Source organism: Deefgea tanakiae, assembly GCF_019665765.1.
GTDB lineage: Bacteria > Pseudomonadota > Gammaproteobacteria > Burkholderiales > Chitinibacteraceae > Deefgea > Deefgea tanakiae.
The window spans coordinates 774,151-793,722 of record NZ_CP081150.1 but is presented as its reverse complement, the minus strand read 5'-3'; the positions used below and the strand labels follow the sequence as shown (position 1 = coordinate 793,722).

17 protein-coding genes are annotated in these 19,572 nt (G+C 48.7%); 7 read left to right on the top strand and 10 right to left on the bottom strand.

Features of this window, described 5'->3' with window-relative positions:
• The first annotated feature begins 93 nt into the window (after positions 1–93).
• The 4 genes from K4H28_RS03790 to mltA all read left to right on the top strand — a co-directional run bounded on the left by K4H28_RS03790 (position 94) and on the right by mltA (position 5,209).
• A complete protein-coding gene (locus K4H28_RS03790) occupies positions 94–1,275 on the top strand; it encodes a response regulator (protein WP_221007079.1) in 1,182 nt (393 codons plus the stop codon).
• A 201-nt stretch (positions 1,276–1,476) separates the two neighbouring features.
• A complete protein-coding gene (locus tag K4H28_RS03785; RefSeq protein WP_221007937.1) occupies positions 1,477–3,762 on the top strand; it encodes an NADP-dependent malic enzyme in 2,286 nt (761 codons plus the stop codon).
• Positions 3,755–4,006 carry a PhaM family polyhydroxyalkanoate granule multifunctional regulatory protein gene (locus tag K4H28_RS03780; RefSeq protein ID WP_221007078.1) on the top strand — a complete coding sequence of 84 codons (252 nt, stop codon included), beginning with the start codon at positions 3,755–3,757 and terminating at the stop codon, positions 4,004–4,006. The genes K4H28_RS03785 and K4H28_RS03780 overlap by 8 nt, the downstream gene beginning before the upstream one ends.
• 9 nt (positions 4,007–4,015) lie before the next feature.
• Entirely contained in the window at positions 4,016–5,209 is a 1,194-nt protein-coding gene (gene mltA / locus K4H28_RS03775) for a murein transglycosylase A (protein ID WP_221007077.1), read from the top strand.
• A 107-nt stretch (positions 5,210–5,316) separates the two neighbouring features.
• Here the strand turns inward: mltA and K4H28_RS03770 are convergent, their stop codons facing one another.
• The 7 genes from K4H28_RS03770 to K4H28_RS03740 form a co-directional block, all read right to left on the bottom strand.
• On the bottom strand, positions 5,317–6,588 hold the full coding sequence (locus tag K4H28_RS03770) for a dihydroorotase (RefSeq protein ID WP_221007076.1): 1,272 nt from the start codon (positions 6,586–6,588) through the stop codon (positions 5,317–5,319).
• The gene (locus K4H28_RS03765; protein WP_221007075.1) at positions 6,588–7,550 is read right to left on the bottom strand and encodes an aspartate carbamoyltransferase catalytic subunit; all 963 of its coding nucleotides are present in this window, start codon (positions 7,548–7,550) and stop codon (positions 6,588–6,590) included. Before K4H28_RS03765 ends, K4H28_RS03770 begins: the two co-directional genes overlap by 1 nt.
• Positions 7,551–7,896: 346 nt before the next feature.
• Positions 7,897–8,310, bottom strand: coding sequence for a Holliday junction resolvase RuvX (gene ruvX / locus K4H28_RS03760; protein WP_221007074.1), 414 nt, complete (start codon positions 8,308–8,310; stop codon positions 7,897–7,899).
• 154 nt (positions 8,311–8,464) lie between these two features.
• The gene (locus K4H28_RS03755; RefSeq protein WP_221007073.1) at positions 8,465–9,037 is read right to left on the bottom strand and encodes a YqgE/AlgH family protein; all 573 of its coding nucleotides are present in this window, start codon (positions 9,035–9,037) and stop codon (positions 8,465–8,467) included.
• A gap of 142 nt (positions 9,038–9,179) precedes the next feature.
• Positions 9,180–10,538, bottom strand: a complete 1,359-nt coding sequence (locus tag K4H28_RS03750) for a hypothetical protein (RefSeq protein WP_221007072.1) — start codon at positions 10,536–10,538, stop codon at positions 9,180–9,182.
• Positions 10,535–11,431, bottom strand: coding sequence for an ABC transporter ATP-binding protein (locus K4H28_RS03745; protein WP_221007071.1), 897 nt, complete (start codon positions 11,429–11,431; stop codon positions 10,535–10,537). Before K4H28_RS03745 ends, K4H28_RS03750 begins: the two co-directional genes overlap by 4 nt.
• Positions 11,424–11,801, bottom strand: coding sequence for a GntR family transcriptional regulator (locus K4H28_RS03740; protein WP_221007070.1), 378 nt, complete (start codon positions 11,799–11,801; stop codon positions 11,424–11,426). Before K4H28_RS03740 ends, K4H28_RS03745 begins: the two co-directional genes overlap by 8 nt.
• Positions 11,802–12,010: 209 nt before the next feature.
• On the opposite strand from K4H28_RS03740, the gene K4H28_RS03735 reads away from it, so the two are divergent.
• Positions 12,011–13,468 (top strand): cryptochrome/photolyase family protein, encoded by a 1,458-nt coding sequence (locus K4H28_RS03735; RefSeq protein WP_221007069.1) that lies wholly within the window; start codon positions 12,011–12,013, stop codon positions 13,466–13,468.
• Positions 13,469–13,560: 92 nt separating this feature from the next.
• Here K4H28_RS03735 and K4H28_RS03730 read toward each other — a convergent pair whose 3' ends face one another.
• The 3 genes from K4H28_RS03730 to K4H28_RS03720 all read right to left on the bottom strand — a co-directional run bounded on the left by K4H28_RS03730 (position 13,561) and on the right by K4H28_RS03720 (position 16,291).
• A complete protein-coding gene (locus K4H28_RS03730) occupies positions 13,561–15,444 on the bottom strand; it encodes a methyl-accepting chemotaxis protein (protein WP_221007068.1) in 1,884 nt (627 codons plus the stop codon).
• A gap of 68 nt (positions 15,445–15,512) precedes the next feature.
• The gene (locus K4H28_RS03725) at positions 15,513–15,722 is read right to left on the bottom strand and encodes a hypothetical protein (RefSeq protein ID WP_221007067.1); all 210 of its coding nucleotides are present in this window, start codon (positions 15,720–15,722) and stop codon (positions 15,513–15,515) included.
• A gap of 5 nt (positions 15,723–15,727) precedes the next feature.
• Positions 15,728–16,291: a substrate-binding periplasmic protein gene (locus K4H28_RS03720; protein ID WP_221007066.1), complete on the bottom strand. Its 564-nt coding sequence runs from the start codon at positions 16,289–16,291 to the stop codon at positions 15,728–15,730.
• 197 nt (positions 16,292–16,488) lie between these two features.
• On the opposite strand from K4H28_RS03720, the gene gabT reads away from it, so the two are divergent.
• Both gabT and K4H28_RS03710 read left to right on the top strand, forming a co-directional pair.
• On the top strand, positions 16,489–17,763 hold the full coding sequence (gene gabT, locus K4H28_RS03715) for a 4-aminobutyrate--2-oxoglutarate transaminase (protein WP_221007065.1): 1,275 nt from the start codon (positions 16,489–16,491) through the stop codon (positions 17,761–17,763).
• A 187-nt stretch (positions 17,764–17,950) separates the two neighbouring features.
• A complete protein-coding gene (locus K4H28_RS03710; RefSeq protein WP_221007064.1) occupies positions 17,951–19,390 on the top strand; it encodes an NAD-dependent succinate-semialdehyde dehydrogenase in 1,440 nt (479 codons plus the stop codon).
• Positions 19,391–19,572: the final 182 nt, after the last annotated feature.

Below are 19,572 nucleotides of genomic sequence, written 5' to 3'. Positions count from 1 at the left end.
CTGTCGTTTATCTATAAATATCCTATAAAGAAAGCCGATGCCAATGTGCGAACCTTTGTACTTGGCTTGGCGACCTTCTGTGGAAGAAAAACGATGCCTTTACAGCTATTGATTGTTGAACATGAGAATACATCCTGCGAACACCTTCGCTTGGCTTGTGCAGACGGCTATGAAATTCACCAAGCCAACACCGGCATGGCTGCACTGGCCTATTTAGAGCACCTCAAGCCCGATATTGTGGTGATTAATGTTGAAATGCCCGACATCAACGGCCATGAAATTTGCCAGGCCTATAAGCAACATCTCCCACAGAGCTATGTGCTCTGTATTTCCAAACAAGATAACCGAGCAGCGCATATTGCAGCCTATGAAGCTGGCGCCGATGATTTCATTAAACATCCTTTCGAAACAGGTGATTTGCAACAAAAACTACTCATCTTCAAACGCCAGCACGAAGCGATTAAAGACCTGCAATCTTCTGTAAAAACAGCCACAGACACAGCACTTCAAGCTATATCCAATACCGCAGAGCTGGGCACTTTGATCAACTTTTTCAAAAAATCATCACTGGCCAGCAATAAAACCGATTTACTCGCAGCACTCGTGCAAACCGCCAGCCAATTTAATCTGCAAGTTGCCGCGCAAATCCACCATAAAGGGGAACTGAGCACGCTCAATAGCAACGGCCGTAGCAGTCCGCTTGAAGAGCATATGCTGCAAACCTTGGCGCAAGATTCGCAGCGAATATATGAAATGGGCAAGCGACTGATCATTAATTTTCCCCGCATCATTTTACAAGTGAAAGCCATGCCGACCGAGCAGCCCGAGTTATGTGGTCGATTACGCGATCACATCGCGATCTTGGTCGAGGCAGCCGAAAATCGCTTTGATGGTATTTTGAATGAAGAGCAAATTCGTGGCCAACAGGCGCTAACCCTTAATGCAATTGGCTTAATTCAATCATCAATCCAAAAGCTAGAAGAAGAATACCGCCAACAAGCGGGCTCATCGATGCGATTATTTATTGAATTACAGGATAAGTTCGAACAAAAAATGGTCTATCTGGGGCTGACTGATTCGCAAGAAAACGCTCTGTTTGACATGATTTCGCATAGTCTGAATGAGGCCACGCAGATTTACGATCAAGGCCTCTCGCTTGATGATGAATTTTCGCATGTGATTGCCACCCTACTTTATCTCACCCAGCAATCGCCAAACGCAGCTGAAAAATCAAGTAGCCACCATGAAAGCTGCGATGACATTATGTTGTTTTAATGAGAAGCATTCTATCAATACGTAATTGGGTATTAATCCACAAGCATTGACTTAATTATTGTTGCAAGCCATACCTACAATAAGCAACACGCAATGAAAAAGTCTGCGTCTCACTCTCATCTCAGGAATATCCCTGATATTGCTGCAGCGCAGAATAGAGCAGGATTAAGTCGCAACATCACACGCACTCAGGGGCAGGTCATGGACGAAGAACTACGCAAAAAAGCACTTGAATACCATCGTTTCCCAAAGCCGGGCAAAATTCAGGTTGTTCCCACCAAAGGTCTCGCAAGTCAACGCGATTTGGCACTGGCTTACTCGCCCGGCGTCGCCGCCGCTTGCGATGCCATCGTGGCCGACCCATCTGAGGCGCGCAATTTAACGTCCAGAGGCAATCTCGTCGCCGTCGTCACCAATGGCACAGCCGTACTCGGCCTCGGGAATATCGGGCCACTTGCAGGCAAGCCGGTGATGGAAGGTAAAGGCGTTTTATTCAAAAAATTCGCCGGTATCGATGTATTTGATATCGAAATCGATGAAAACGACCCTGACAAGCTCATCGAGATTATCGCGTCGCTTGAGCCCACTTTTGGCGGCATCAACCTCGAAGACATCAAAGCGCCAGAATGTTTTTACGTAGAGAAAAAACTGCGTGAGCGGATGAAAATACCCGTTTTTCATGACGATCAACACGGCACGGCGATTATCGTTGGTGCAGCGGTTAAAAATGCATTGGCTTTACTGGGTAAAAACATTGCGGAAGTCAAACTCGTCGCCTCCGGTGCCGGCGCAGCCGCGATTGCATGTTTGGACTTGCTCGTTTCACTCGGCGTACAAAAACACAATATTTTCGTCTGCGACTCCAAAGGCGTGATTCATACCGAGCGCGGGCCGCTTGATGAAACCAAGCAGCGCTATGCGCGCGAAACCAATATTCGCACGCCTGCTGAAGCACTCGTCGGTGCAGATATTTTCTTAGGGCTTTCTGGCCCCGGAGCGATTGATGCTGAAATGCTCAAGACGATGGCAGCATCGCCGTTGATTTTGGCCCTCGCTAACCCCAATCCCGAAGTCACACCGCCCGAAGCGCGCGCCGCTCGGCCGGATGCAATTATTTGTACTGGCCGCTCGGATTACCCAAATCAAGTCAATAACGTGCTTTGTTTCCCCTTTATTTTCCGTGGCGCGCTCGATGTCGGCGCAACGACAATTAATGAAGCGATGAAACACGCAGCCGTTGATGCGATTGCCGAGCTCGCACACGCCGAGCTATCCGATGTGGTGGCGAATGCGTATAGCGGTAAAAATCTCGCATTTGGTGCTGAATATTTAATTCCAACACCGTTCGATCCACGTCTCATCGTCAAAATCGCTCCTGCCGTGGCCAAGGCCGCGATGGACAGTGGCGTTGCGACGCGGCCGATTGAAGATTGGGCGACCTATATCGAAGAACTGACGCAATTCGTTTATAAATCCAGCCTCTTTATGCGCCCCGTCTTTATGGCGGCGAAAAAAGCGCAGAAACGCGTCGTATTTTGTGAAGGCGAAGACGAGCGTGTCTTGCATGCCATCCAAGAAATACTCGATATGCGTTTATGCGAACCGATCTTGATTGGTCGCCCGAATGTGATTCAGGCTCGAATTGAAAAACTTGGCCTACGCATTCGTGTTGGGATTGATTTTGCCGTCTGTAACCCAGAAAACGACCCGCGCTACCGCGAATACTGGCAGTTGTATTACAGCATCATGCAACGCAAAGGCGTTTCCGAAGATCTTGCCAAAGCCGAAGTACGCCGCAAAACAACGTTGATTGGCGCGCTGATGGTGCAACGCGGTGAAGCCGATGCGATGATTTGCGGTACTTATGGGCTGTACCACAATCACCTTGCGCACGTAAAAAATGTGCTTGGCCTCAAAGCTGGCGTTTCAACCACCGCGGCGATGAATATCTTGCTGCTGCATACTGGCAATATTTTCATTACTGATACCTATGTGAATGCCGATCCAACCGCCGAGCAGCTCGCCGAAATCACCTTGATGGCGGCCGAAGCCGTGCGCAAATTTGGTATTGCGCCGAAAGTTGCATTACTAAGTCATTCCAGCTTTGGTACCAGCGAAAGCCCATCTGCGATTAAAATGCAAGATGCCTTGCACATCGTCACCCAGCAAGCGCCCGATCTTGAAATCGACGGTGAAATGCACGGCGATGCGGCACTCTCTAGCACGATTCGGGCACAGATTTTCCCCAATTCACGCCTGAAAGGGGAAGCGAATATCTTGGTGATGCCGAATCTCGACACCGCCAATATTTCATTTAACCTGCTCAAAGCCACCGCTGTCGATGGCGTGACCATTGGGCCGATTTTGATGGGCATTGCCAAGCCGGTGCATATTTTGACACCAACCGCCTCGGTTCGCCGTATCATCAATATGGCCGCACTGGCTGCAGTTGAAGCGGCTATCGCACAGGAGACCCACGATGAGTGAATTTAACGTAAATGATCCATTTGGTTTTTTTTCCAACATGATGAAACCGGGCGGAACCAATCCCTTTATGCCGCCTCTGACTGAAGAAGAAATCGACCGTAAAATCATTGAATGCAAAACAGTCGAGCAATGGCTGGCTATGCAAGTCGGTATGTTGCAAATGACAGTAAAAACTTTAGAAATGCAAAAAGCCGGTTTGGCCGCGTTTAAACAAAGTATCGACCCCAAACCAGAACACAGTTAACGGACTACAATGACTCAACGAAATATCGCTTCTACATTGAAGCAAATCACACTGGCCAGCTTGCTGGCCGGTTTTTTTACTGCCTGCGGAACCACACCGAGCACACCAGCGAAACCCGCTGTTACGCCAAGCAAGCCCGCCGAAACCAGCCCATCGCCTACTGCGCCCAAATATGTAGCGACAACTTGGCAGCAGTTGCCGATGTGGAATCAAGACGAACTGGTTAAAGGCTTTCAAACTTGGCGTGTTGGCTGCGCTAAGTTACAAAAAAATCAAATCTGGGCCCCCATCTGTAAAGATGCAGCCAACGTTCCTGCCAATACCGCTGCAATTCGCAGTTTCTTGCAAACGCGTTTGACGCCGTATCAATTACAAAATCCAGACAATACAACGACAGGTTTGATAACAGGGTATTACGAGCCGATCTATGCAGGCAATACCATAAAGAGCAATACCTCCACACAGCCCGTATACGGCCCACCCACGGACATGATTACTGTCGCTCTCGATAGCGTCTACCCCGAACTCAAAGGCAAGCGCCTGCGCGGTAAAGTCGTTGGCAATAAACTTGTGCCCTTCCCTGATCGCGCTGAAATCGTCAAAAACGGCGTCAATGCGCCCGTGCTGGCATGGCTAAACGACCCGATGGACGTGCAATTTTTGCAAATCCAAGGATCGGGCCGCGTGAAACTCGCCAATGGCCAAGAAATCCGCCTCGGCTATGCCGACCAAAATGGTCGCCCGTACAAGCCCGTTGGGCGTTGGCTCGTTGAGCAAGGCTTAATGCCCGCTAGCGACGTCTCGATGCAAAGCATTCGCGCTTGGGCGCAAGCCAATCCGAAACGCGTCGACGAATTACTCAATAGCAATCCAAGCTATGTGTTTTTCCAAAAGCTACCGCCTAGTAAAGACGGCCCGATTGGTTCGCTCGGCGTGCCACTCACTGCCGCGTATAGCATTGCAATTGACCCAAATACTGTACCGCTGGGCAGCATGGTCTTTATCGCGACCACGCGCCCTGATAACGACGGGGGTATCCACCGCTTAGTTGCAGCACAAGACACCGGCGGCGCGATACGTGGCAGTGTACGGGCTGATTTCTTTTGGGGAACGGGCGATGCGGCTGGGGAATTAGCAGGAAAAATGAAGCAAACAGGTAGTTTGTGGTTACTGTGGCCAAAAGATCAGCCGCTGCCGAAGTAATTTATTGATTTCGTCAAATGAAAACAGGGTGCGTTTTATCGCACCCTGTTTTATGTATATAGATATAGACCATAATGAATATGGCCTAGATAAAAATACCCTACATATTAACCAAAGATCACTTTACCCTTCACCACCGTGTATTTCACTTTACCCAGCATTTCATGCCCGATAAATGGCGTGTTTTTGCCTTGGCTTTTTAGGCGTTCTGGGATCACTTGCCAGTGCGCTTTAGCGTCAAACAACACCAAATCGGCACGATTGCCAACCGCTAAACCCGCATCAAACCCAAGCATTTTCGCAGGCACTGAGCTGATTTTTGCCAATGCTTGCGGCAAGCTAATATGCTGGCTGCTTGCCCATTTTAGCGTCAGCGGCAGCAGCAATTCCAAGCCCGTCGCACCGCGTTCGGCTTGTGCAAACGGTAGCAATTTACCATCGTCATCGACTGGCGAATGATCCGAGCAAATTGCATCAATCGTGCCGTCGTTCAGCGCTTTCACAATCGCATCGCGATCGGCAACCGCACGCAGTGGCGGATCGAAACGATATTGGCTGTCAAAGAAGCCAATATCAATATCGGCTAAATGGATGTGATTGATGCTCACATCACACGTCAGCGGCAAGCCTTCGGCTTTTGCGGCACGAACCAAATCCAGACCTGCTGCGCTCGACATGCGCGCTAAATGCACTCGACAACCGGTAGCACGCATCAATTGCACAATTTGCGCAACGGCGATGGTTTCAGCAATCACTGGAATGCCGGTCAGGCCAAGGCGCGATGCATAGGGGCCATCGTGCGCCACGCCGTCATTCACCAGCGAAGCTTCTTCAGGGCGCAGGCGTAGCTCAAAGCCAAAGTTAGCCGCATAAAGCATCGCGCGGTATAGCACTTGCAAGTCGGCAATTGGCACATCGCCTTGCGAAAACGCGACGCAGCCTGCTTCTTTGAGCATCGCCATTTCGGTGATTTCTTTGCCTTTGAGTCCAACGGTCAAGGCGCCAACCGGATACAAACGAGCTAAATCCAGATTTTTAGCGCGTTGGCGCAGATTGGTCACCAAACCCGATTCATCCAGCACCGGATCAGTATCAGGCGGGCACACTACGCTGGTGACACCACCAGCGGCCGCTGCCGCCATTTCCGATTTCAGCGTCGCTTTGTACTCAAAGCCTGGTTCGCGCAAGCGCGCCGCTAAATCGACCAAACCAGGTGCAACGATGAGCCCAGTCGCATCAATCGTTTCATCAACCGTAAAACCTACAGGCGCAGCACCCACCGCAGCAATTTTGCCACCCGCTAAATACAGATCAGCAACTTGCTCAGTGCCAGCAATCGGGTCCACCAAGCAGCCATTTTTAATTAAGATATTTTTCATTAGAGCAAACTCCGCTGATTGGCCGCCACAATACTGAGCACCGCCATCCGCACCGCGATACCAAACGTCACTTGCGGCAAGATCACCGCTTGATCCCCATCGGCGACCGCCGAATCAATCTCAACGCCACGATTCATCGGTCCTGGATGCAGCACAATCGCATCCGGTTTAGCAAAAGCCAATTTTTCAGGGGTAAGGCCGTAAACCTTATAGAATTCCTGCGTTGAAGGCAGATACGCCCCGGCCATCCGTTCGTTTTGCAAGCGCAGCATCGCGACCACATCAACGTCTTTGAGGCCACTTTCCATATCGTGATACACATGCACGCCGAGCTGCTCGATACCGGTTGGCAACAGCGTTTTCGGCGCAATCACGCGAATATCGGGGCAACCCAAGGTCGACAACGCATGAATTTGCGAGCGAGCCACGCGGCTATGCAACACATCGCCCACAATTGCAATTCGCAGATTGGTGAAATCGCCTTTGAAATGGCGAATCGTGAACATATCAAGCATCGCTTGCGTCGGATGCGCGTGGCGTCCATCGCCCGCATTGACTACAGCAACGCCCGGCTTCACATGCTTAGCGATCAAATGCGACGCGCCTGAATCTGAATGGCGCACAACGAATAAATTCGCGCCCATCGCTTCGATATTGTGGATGGTATCGAGCAGCGTTTCGCCTTTGGCGGTACTCGACGCTTGAATATTCAGGCTCGACACGTCGGCTGACAGGCGTTTGGCAGCGATTTCAAACGTCGTGCGCGTGCGCGTTGAGTTCTCAAAAAATAGGTTAAACACCGAAGTTCCGGCCAAATCGGCGAATTTCTGATTCACCAGTTCACCGCCCGACACAAACTCGGCGGCTTTATCCAAAATTTGAGTCAAAATCCGACGCGGCAGCCCTTCAGTAGTGAGCAAATGAATCAGCTCACCTTGGGCATTCAGTTGCGGGTTGTACATATCATTCCTCGCTAACAAACAAAATTATTCTTTGTGCCTTCGCACTGATCATGTAATACGTATTTACATGCAAGCTATATTAAAAAAAGACTACAAGCCAATACATCTAAATTAATGGTGATGTTCAGATCAGGTGTTGATATTGTTTCGCGCTCGTCGAGCTGGGGATTTTAAAACCCCTCATATCAAGCCGACGAAGTCGGTGCAGATATATGGGTCGCCTTCTTTTGCTTACTTTTCTTGGCGAAGCAAGAAAAGTAAGTCCCCGTCGCGGATTGCGACTGTAAAACACCGTGCCCTAGGCACTTAAAACCATCAACACCAAATCTGAACATTCCCAAATTTATTATTCAATTCCATCAAAATACGTCTGCAAAATCTGCATCGCGGCGACTTGGTCGAGCGCGGTTTTTTGTTTGCGGCCACGCAAACCTGTTTCGTTCAATGCTGAACTCGCGGCGGCACTGCTGAGGCGCTCGTCGACCAAATGTACGGGCAAAGAAAATCGCCCATTTAGGCGATTGGCAAATTTTCTCGCAAGCCGCGACATATCGTGTTCGGTGCCGTCGAGATAACACGGCAATCCGACCACCAATTGCGCGGGTTGCCATTCTTTAATCAGCGCCTCGATACGGGCAAATTTTTTATCGTTTTCTTCAAAAGCAATCGTTTCCAAAGGCGTTGCAATGCCAAGCTCAGTCGATCCCGTCGCTACGCCGATGCGCACTTCACCAAAATCAAAGGCTAACACAGTGCTCATTGGTTCACTCTCAAAAATAATCTTGGTTCGCGTAGCGAGCCTGTGCTGAACGCGAAGTAGCAGCGCAGCAACCGGAGTGGACATTTGTCCATGAGGATGGCGAGCAGCGCACGACAAAGTTCAGCGCTGGCGCAGTAGCGAAACAAGGTTATTTTCATGCGTGGCCAACATCTTTAGAAAGCATTCCGACGTCCACACCGAGTAGTGCCAATGCCGCGGCGTAACGCTCTTCAGCAGGCAAATCAAATAACACAGCCATATCGGCCACAGGGACGGTCAGCCAAGAGTTTTCGCAAATTTCTTTTTCGAGTTGCCCCGCTTCCCAGCCTGCAAAACCGAGCGACACAAACAATTTTGCAGGGCCTGCGCCCTCGCCCACTGCGAGCAAAATATCTTTGGAGGTGGTCAAGCCGATTTCCGGCGACACAATCAGCGTCGATTGCCAATCGCCCAGCGGCGAATGCAGTACAAAGCCACGGTCGGTCTGCACCGGGCCACCAAAATGCACGGCGAGTTCAGCCACATCGGGGCGGTGCATTTCTATATCAATCTGTTCAAACAGCGTCGACAGCGTCATGCCAAGTGGACGATTCATAATCACCCCCATCGCGCCCTTTTCGTTGTGTTCACACACATAGGTGAGTGATTTAGCGAAAATCGGGTCAACCAGATTCGGCATCGCGATCAGGAAGTGCTGAGTGAGATTTAATGTATTGGCGTTTTCCATAGCGTAATTATCGCATAGCTTTTGCAAAGTCGCTGCGGCTAAGCGATGACTCAGCTACTGCTTGGCGTAAAAAGAAAAAGGCCAGAAGGTATTTACCCCTAGGCCTTTATTATAAATGACTACAAACCAATACATACACCAATCAACTTCGTTTAGCTCGCCGAATTGCACCTAGATCGATTTTCATCGCTTTTCGATAAGAAACATAGGCCAAAATCGGTGCGGCCAGCGCAAACGCCATAGTCATCATGGTGATATGACTTTGCACGCCAGAATTCCAAATTGTAGTGGCACCAATCCACACCGGCATTAAACAGAATAAAGTCATAAATCCAAACTGAGTTGTACGACCATCTGCACTCAAGCTCCACATCGACATCCACGGCACACTAAAAATAAGATACCGTAAACTGGCCAAACCAAACACAAACAACAGCGCTGCATTCAAAATATTATTTACATTATCAATTTGCAGTAATAGTGACAAAGCACTATTGAGCACTGCGGTTAACAATAAAGCTCCTAAAAATAATTGCTCATCTTGCCACCATAACTGCGCCCGACTATGACTACGAACCAGCCACGAACCAGACCACTGCTTTCGACCGTTAATCAACCCCATAAATCCAGGAATGAGCATCGCAAAACACGCACCTGCTCCCCATTGGCTTGTCGCTAATGATGCAGGCACTAAGTGTTGAAGCCCCAAAATGAATCCGTACGGAACAAGAAACAGTGAAACCAAAATTTTACGTACGCCTTTTTGATCCAACGCGCCGCCCATATTCATTTCCAGCAGCAACAGCAGCGGATGCTTGGTCTGCTGACGTAATTCATCGGTGTGACGTTCTGCATGTTTGATATTTGCGAGCAGTCTTGCTAGCCCGAATCTCCTCAACTGCCAAGCAACCGCTAACAACAAGCCCAAGGTGGCAGCAAGAAGCATATTGCTAATCAAGGCTTCGTACTGGGGTAAAAAAATCAGCGCAAATGTCGGTATCAATACAGCCCAAATTCCCTGCCCCTGCAGCACTGGTGCATTCAGCAGGTTAAGCGCTTTTGTATCCAGTGCTTGTGGTACGAAATAGCTCATCAATAAAACATTCAACTGCACAAGGCTAAGCAAAACCAGCAGAGTTGGATTTGCCATGCGATGCCAAATCAATAATCCCAATAAGCTCCAAACCATCCAGTATAGTAATAAAGCTTGAACCATCACATTTTGCAATTGAACAGAACGTAAGCGCCATTTCTTGAGCGCAGCGATGACTTCAACGGCATTCGTTGCATGAAAATAGGATAGAAAACATAAGGGCATATAAAAAATCTTTAAGTGTTCCTTTGGCAAAAGCCACAAGATACACAGCAGCATCATAAAACCCAAAAACCACCAAATACGCTGATTGGATGTCCGGCCCCAAAACTGCAAAAACACCCAATTCCGCTGTGCTTTCACCGCTGGATCGCGCCAGCTCGAATAGATTTGATAGGCCAAGCTCATTGCGAAATCTCCACAAAAGCATCCTCAAGCCCCAATGCTTCAACCTGATACGGCGAGGTAATTTGGGCGGCGCATTCGGCAGCCAGTGCTTCATTCCAACCACGAATAATCCATGTTTCTCGCCCTGTACTGATGTCGGTACGAATGACGTGCCGCGTGGTGAGCGCCAAGCTGGCAGTCACTTGCAAGGGTCTCGTTAAGTGCAAGCGCACAACCGATTCTTTCAGCTCATCCAAACCGCCTTGATACGTGATACTGCCTTTTTCCAGCAGCCAAATATGGCTGGCAACGCGTTCGATGTCGCTGAAAATATGGCTCGATAGCAAAATAGATCGCTCACCATCGGCGACAATGTCTATCAACTCGCTAATCAAAGCGCGGCGCGCCAGTGGGTCGAGGCTGGCAGCGGGCTCGTCCAGCACCAGCAATTGTGGCTCGTGCGCCATGGCGGCGACCAAGGCCAGTTTTTGCCGCTCGCCGACCGACATCTCACTGATTTTCTGCCACGTTGGCACCGACCAACGATCAACAAGGCGATCGGCTAAATCATAATTCCAGTGTTTGTAAAACAGTCGCGTCGCAGCCAGCATTTCGCTGCCCGTCAACCACGGCATCAAATCATCTTGCTGTGCAACAAAGCCGATCTGGCTGCATACTTCTGCAGGTAACTCAGTTGGATTGTGACCAAACACGGTCACCTCCCCCGCGTTCAAAAAGGTATAGCCCAGCAAACCATCGAGCAACGTTGTTTTGCCTGCGCCATTTTTACCGAGCAAGCCAATCACTTGCCCCGGCATGATGGTCAGCGTTTGGCCTGCGCAATTGACGACACCAAGGGCGACGTCTTTGGCGCTCACTAGCGTTTGCACTACTGCATGATTGCGATCATTCATGGTCTTTATCCTGATTCAGTTCAGCATGGAGGGCGGCGATCAGCTCGGCGTCGCTCAATCCCAGTTGGCGCGCGGCGGCGATGGTGTCGCGCAAAATCGTTTGTAATTGCAGACTCGCTAAAATATGTGGCGGCGGGTGCTCGGCGACAGTCATCGGTTTGCCGCGTTGCCGCGCCAGCAAGCCTTCGGCTTCGAGCAGGCTGTAGGCTTTGGAAATCGTCATTGGATTAACGGCGTGAATTTCGGCCAACTCGCGCACCGACGGCAGCGCCGCGCCCGGCAGCAATTGCCCGCCCGCAATCAAGCGGCGCACTTGATCTTGGATTTGCCGATAAATCGGCGTAGGTAGCGCGGGGTTTAAGATGAACATCAGCAATCAGCCGGTAGGTGTATATGTGTATTATTGAATCAATACACAAGGACAGTCAAGCGGCGCTTGCAGTGTTAAGATACGGTCATTCAAAAATACCCCATGATGTTGTGACGCAAATAATCGCCAAGCACAGCATTCATTAGGTATATCGACGTAGGCATTATCAATCAATGTCTACGTCGATATACCCACAATAAGGATTTCATATGACCACCACCGCCCTCGTTTGGCTGCGCCGCGATTTACGCTTGTTTGACCACCATGCACTGTATCAAGCGCTCAAATGTGCTGATCAAGTGGTGTTGGCCTTCGTTTTTGATACGACGATTTTGAAAGATTTACCGAAACACGACCGCCGTGTGGAATTTATTTGGGAAGCGCTCAAAGAAATCAAAACTGAATTGCGTCAATACAATACCGATTTGGTCGTCCGTCATGGCGACCCGCTGACTGAAATTCCTGCCTTGGTTGAGCAATTTGGCATTAGCACCGTGTATTGCAATCGCGATTACGAGCCACAAGCGATTGCCCGTGATAAAACGATTGCGGCGGGCCTAAAAGAAAAAGGCGTGTACTTTAATACCTATAAAGATCAAGTGATCTTTGAGCAGGATGAAGTGCTCACGCAAACCGGCGGCATGTACAGTGTGTTTTCGCCGTACAAGCGCACTTGGTTGAGTAAATTAAACGATAAAGTGCTGGCGTCTTATCCCGTCAATCACGTCATCAAAAATCTCAAACCGCTCAAATCACAATATTTTCCGAGCTTGAAAGAGCTGGGTTTTGCCAAAACCAATCTGACGCAACTCAAAGTGCCGCTGGGAATGAGTGGTGGCGAAAAGCTATTTGAAGACTTTAAACGCCGCATCACCGATTACAAAGACGCACGCGACTTTCCTGCGGTCAAAGGCACGTCTTACCTTTCGGCGCACATTCGTTTTGGCACGGTATCGATCCGCGAATTAGCGCGCTTTGCCTATGAACACGGCGGCATTGGTGCCGAAACGTGGTTGTCCGAACTTATCTGGCGTGAGTTTTATGCACAAATCCTGTGGCATCGCCCCGATGTGGTTGAACACGCTTTCAAACCTGAATTTGATACGCTGCCATTCCCAAATCACCCTGAACTATTTGCCGCATGGTGTGCTGGCGAAACCGGCTACCCGATTGTCGATGCGGCAATGCGCCAACTGACGCAAACCGGCTTTATGCACAACCGTTTGCGGATGATTGCCGCGAGTTTCTTGGTCAAAGATTTATTGATTGATTGGCGCTGGGGTGAGAAATTCTTTGCTGAACATTTGCTCGATTACGATTTGGCGAGCAATAACGGCGGCTGGCAATGGGCTGCGTCAACAGGTTGTGATCCACAACCGTATAACCGAATTTTCAATCCAACTTTACAATCAGAAAAATTCGACGCCCAAGGCAAATTCATCCGCCGCTACGTGCCAGAGCTGGCCGAATTACCCGATGCAGCGATTCACGCACCATCGGAGTTCTCGGCCAACGATCGACGTGGTTCGTTGTTTGTTAGCTTTTTGGAGCAAACCGATTATTTCCCACCGATTGTGAACCACGCCGAACAACGCGCGGCGACATTGACCATGTATAAACGGCACAAAGGTTACGCTGTTGATGCGAATGATGAACACGACGAATAATTCATTGCATTTTTCGCTATAAATTTCAATGACAAAAAGGGCTGCATTCCAAACCGAATTCAGCCCTTATTTTGAATCTATTCAAGCATTACTTACACCTTGAAATTTTTCAGCAATTGCTCCTGCGTATTCACCTGCTGCCCCATCAGCTCACATTGAGCGACTTGTGCGTGAGCCCCATCAGAAACCTGATGGCTAATCATTCGAATATTGTCCGTATTTTTATCTATCCCTGCTGTCGTTGCACTTTGCTCCTCTGCTGCCGCGGCAATCTGCAAATTCATATCATTAATTTTATTAATTGCGACACTAATCCGCTCAAGCACTTGATTGGCCTCAATTGCATCACTGGCCGTTGTTATCGCGGCACTGCTACTTTGCGACATTCTCGCCTCTGCTTGACGTACGCCGGCATGTAATTGATCAATCATTTCACGAATTTCGCTGGTTGAATGCTGGGTCATAGAGGCCAACTTGCGCACTTCATCGGCCACAACGGCAAAGCCCCGCCCTGCCTCGCCCGCCCTAGCTGCCTCAATCGCAGCATTGAGTGCCAATAAATTAGTTTGATCAGCAATACTGGTGATCACTAATAATATGGATTCGATTTGCTGACTCACTCGTGCTAACTCAACAATAGTTCCTTTTGCCTCATTCATATCATCGGCCAAGTGCTTAATTGCTAAAGTGGAACGAGATACCACCTCCGCACCATTTTTCGCTTCACGATTGGCCTGATCTGCAGCATGGGCGGCAGATTGCGCCGATGATGCAACATGCTCTGCCTGTTGTGACATTTCATGCATTGATTCGGCCAATTGATCCAATTCATTCAGTTGTGAAAAAATCCGCTCAGCAGTAACACTTGCCGTTTTGGATGTAATGACTGAGCTATCTAATACTTGCTGTGAACTGTGTTTTACCCGAGAAATCAAACTTTGTAATGTCTGCAATAAATTATTAAATTCCGTGGAAAGATGCGTAATTTCATCATTACCACTAATTGGCAGGCGATGCGTTAAATCACCTTCACCTGAATTTAATTCATGCAACTCTTTAGATAGAACCTCAAGTGGACGGAGTAATTTCACCATCAACAAACTAAGTAATAAAACACTTAGCCCAACACCAACAACCGTTCCTACAATAGAACTCCAAATCAATAAATCGACCTCTTTCGTCAAAATCGCCTCATCCAAAACAACACCAATATACCAATCCATCCCTTTCAAATTAGACAATGGCACAAATGAAACCATCATTTTTTTACCAGACACCTGCACAGGAAATAATGCTTTTTCTAACTTAACATCTTGCCCATCAAACAATTCATTAATGCTTTTACCATTCATTTTCTGATCTGGATGAGAAATAATACTCCCATTTTTTGACAATAAAAACGCATAGCCGGCTTTATTAAAATCCAAAGTATTCACCGCATCGGATACAGTCTTTAAACTAATATCCCCACCAAAAGCACCTAAGAATTGTCCTTGATTTGATATTTTAGCGACTGCCGAAATTAAAATATCACCGCTAACTGCATCAGGATAAGGCTCAGTTAAGGCAACACTTTGTGATTTAACTGCTAACGGATACCACGGTCTTTTCCTCGCATCCCAAGTCTCAGGAGGATTCCAATCATTTGAATTTTTAATCGCTTTACCATCCGTTTCAAGCCCACCAAAAACTAAAATAAAGTTATCTTTAAGTACTTTTCGTTCTATCATGCGCTGCATATTTTCAGGACTATACGCAGAGTCAATAGCTTGCGCTGCCAGATCAATCAGCAGTAATTTTGCATTCAACCAATTTTCAATTTGAGCGACCACTGCCGCTGTTGATTCATTAATTGCCGCCGTTTGCTGACTTCGCATTGAATCAGACATTAGCCTAATTTGCAGCAAAGATAGCAGTGCAGTAGTTAGCAATAACACAGCAGCGGCTGCCAAATTGATTTTGTATTTTATTTTCATAAAAAACCTCTTTTATTTAAAAAGCAACCATAAACTATGTATCAATAGATTAAAAATTCCGACCACCATTACTTCAAATAACTATCAATAATTTTTCTAAGCACACCATTTTTCTCAGCCTCCACAATTGATACATTCAGTTGATCGATAAAATCATATTTATACTTGGCCGGACTAGCAGCACTAAAACCAACAAATGCATCTTTAAACTCGAGCTCAACGACTTCAACAGCAACAAGCCGACCTATTTGGGAGTCAACAGGGCTAACCTGCTTCATTTTCTTTAAAGTAGAAAAATAGATACTTTATCATTTATGTAACACGCCGTATGTAAAGCCGCCAATTTCTTTAAATTTGTTTCATTACCATTGGCCTCTTCAACCTTAACAAAATTATTCGTTATTGCACTCTGCAATTCTGACGACAGTAAATAACCACGATTAATACCAATAACAACATCAGTAAAATCTTCAGGGAATTTAACTCTAGACTTAGTCATGATGGTACGGTTACAAACAACAACACTTTCCTGATATAAAGGCAAAGAATAAAACTGAATATAATCTCGCTCCTTAAACCTATAAGGCGGAAATAATGCAAATGCTGAACCATTTTTTAGCATTGACAATCCACGCTTCCAAGGAACGGGGGAAATCCTCACTCGATAATCGCTCATATTTGCTGTTAATTGCCGGATATAATCAACATAAATCCCCTTAAATTCACCCGCTTCAACATACGAATAAGGTGGATAGGATTCATCCCCATAGACAATCACCTCTTCAGCAGAAAATGCCATTGCACTCACTAAAATTGGGCAGACAAGCAGAGCATGAGCTATCAACATCGAACACTCCGGTTGAATGATGCCTACGATTGATATATTGCTTGTTCATAGTTAGCAGTGCTTGAAAAAGCAATCTACTTGGTGTTTTCTGACCGCTCAAATGAAGACGATTGCGACATGAAAATCGCCAGTTTTATTCATCATTTTTTTCATCTTGCATCTATTCTTAAAAAACCTTCGTTACCAACGTGTGCCCTATGAACCTTAATGAAGAACTCCTTGCCCGCAAACAAGCCGCCACGCCACGTGGCGTGGGTGTGATGGCGCCGTTTTTTCTCGATCATGCAGAAAACGCCGAACTGTGGGATGTAACGGGGCGGCGGTTTATTGACTTTGCGGGCGGCATTGCGGTACTGAATACCGGCCACCGTCATCCCGATGTGATTGCCGCAGTGAAAAGCCAGCTCGACGCCTTTACGCACAGTTGCTATCAAGTCGTGCCGTATGAATCGTATATTCGGCTAGCCGAACGGCTCAATGCCTTAACGCCCGGCTCGCACACAAAGAAAACGGCATTTTTTTCCACCGGCGCAGAGGCAGTTGAAAACGCGATCAAAATCGCCCGCGCCGCCACCGGGCGCAGCGGCGTGATTGCATTTAGCGGCGGATTTCATGGCCGTACCCATATGGGCATGGCGCTCACAGGTAAAGTGGTGCCGTACAAAGTCGGCTTTGGCCCCTTCCCTGCCGATGTTTTTCATGTGCAGTTTCCGAATGCGCTGCATCACGTTTCTGTGGCCGATTCCTTAGCCGCTATTACGATGCTGTTCAAAGCCAGCATCGACCCGCAACGCGTGGCGGCGATCATCTTGGAGCCAATTCAAGGCGAAGGTGGCTTTTATGTCGCGCCGCCTGAGTTGATGCGTGCGCTGCGCCAACGGTGTGATGAGCACGGCATATTGCTGATTGCCGATGAAATCCAAACTGGCTTTGCCCGCACCGGACGTTGGTTTGCGATGGAGCACTATGACGTATTACCCGACATCATGACGCTGGCTAAATCGCTGGCCGGTGGTTTTCCACTTTCCGCCGTCGTTGGTCGCAGCGAAATTATGGACGCGCCAGCACCCGGTGGGCTGGGCGGCACGTATGCAGGTAGCCCTGTCGCGATTGCCGCAGCGCATGCGGTGCTGGATGTGATTGAAAATGAACAACTCAACGAACGTGCCAATACATTGGGTATACGACTGCAAGCAATGTTAAATAATTTACAGACGGTAATACCCAAGATCGCCGAAGTACGAGGTCTTGGCGCGATGATTGCGGTTGAATTTATGGTGGATGCCAACACGCCCGATGTAGATTTCACCAAGCGCGTCCAAGCGGAAGCTTTAAAGCGCGGGCTGATTTTGCTCAGCTGCGGCGTGTACGCCAATGTGCTGCGCTTTTTATTCCCGCTGACCATTAGCGATGTGGTATTTGATGAAGGCTTGGCAATTTTAGAATCGGCACTGTTTGCGGCGATGGAATGAATTCCGAAATACAAAATCCAAACCTGAGTCCACGAAAGGCACGAAAAACCACGAACAAAATCTTGTTAACTACCTGCCCAATACCACAAGAAATGAACCAAGCTATTGAGCATTTTTCGTGACTTTCGTGTTTTTCGTGGACTCCAAGTTTTACAATATCAATCAAATATTCAAATCGAGAACCGTAATGCAACTCAAAGACCTCAGCCTGCTGAAAACCCAATGTTTGATTAACGGCGTATGGTGCGGCGAGCCAAATTTGGTAGTGAACAATCCCTCCACTGGCCAAGAAATCGCCCAAGTACCGCGCTTTGGCAGTGTTGAAACTAAGGCTGCGATTGAAGCGGCCAATGCCGCGCTACCTGCGTGGCGCGCCAAATCGGGCAAAGAACGGAGTCAGATTTTGCGACGCTGGTTTGAGCTGATGATGCAAAATCAGGAAGAGCTCGCGCAAATCATGACCGCCGAGCAAGGTAAACCGCTGACTGAGGCGCGCGGTGAAATCGCTTATGCGGCGAGTTTTATTGAGTGGTTTGCGGAAGAGGCCAAGCGCGTTTACGGCGACGTCATGCCGCATCCGCAAGCGGGTCCGCGCATCATCACGCTCAAACAGCCCGTTGGCGTGTGCGCTGCCATTACCCCGTGGAATTTCCCTGCTGCGATGATTACCCGCAAAGCGGGCCCCGCGCTGGCTGCCGGTTGCACGATGATTGTTAAGCCTGCATCGCAAACGCCGCTGACTGCACTGGCCTTGGTCGCACTCGCTGAGCGCGCTGGCGTTCCCGCTGGCGTGATTAATATCGTCACTGGCAGCGCGCGCGAAATTGGCGCTGCGCTGACCGCCAGCCCAATTGTGCGCAAATTATCATTTACCGGCTCAACCGAAATCGGTCGCGAACTGATGGCGGCTTGCGCGCCAACGATCAAAAAGCTCTCGCTTGAACTGGGTGGCAACGCGCCTTTTATCGTGTTTGACGACGCCGATCTCGACGCGGCAGTACAAGGCGCGATGATCAGCAAATTTCGCAATGCGGGGCAAACCTGCGTCTGCGCCAATCGGATTTTGGTGCAAGCTGGCGTTTATGATGCGTTTGCCGCCAAACTCGCGGTGGCAATTGCCAATTTGAAGGTCGGTGATGGTACGAGCGAAAGCGTTACGACTGGGCCTTTAATCGACGAAAACGCCGTTGCCAAAGTTGAAGAACATATCAACGATGCGCTCGCCAAAGGTGCTGTTTTGCTTGCGGGTGGTAAGCGGCATTCACTCGGCGGTACGTTTTTCACACCAACTTTACTTGGCAATGTCACACCCGCAATGAAAATTGCACGCGAAGAAACCTTCGGCCCAGTCGCTCCTCTGTTCAAATTTACAAAGGAAGATGAAGCAATCCAAATGGCGAACGACACTGTATTTGGCTTGGCAAGCTATTTCTACACGCAAAATATCGCCCGCAGCTTCCGCGTCGCCGAAGCACTCGAATGCGGCATGGTCGGCCTAAACACCGGCATGATTTCGAACGAAGTCGGCCCATTTGGCGGCATCAAGCAATCGGGCTTGGGCCGTGAAGGATCAAAATATGGGGTTGAGGAATACTTAGAAGTGAAGTATTTGTGTATTGCAGGATAGGCAATGTTCAGATTAAGTGTTGATGCAGAGCCGCGCTCGTTGAGCTGGGGCTTAAAAACCCGTCCAAGCGCACCGAGTGAGGGAGAGAGACAAACAGTTTTACCGTTTGGCTCACTACTGATCGAGGGCATCGGGGACCGATGCGCGCTCGGGTCGCCTTCTTTTGCTTACTTTTCGCAGCG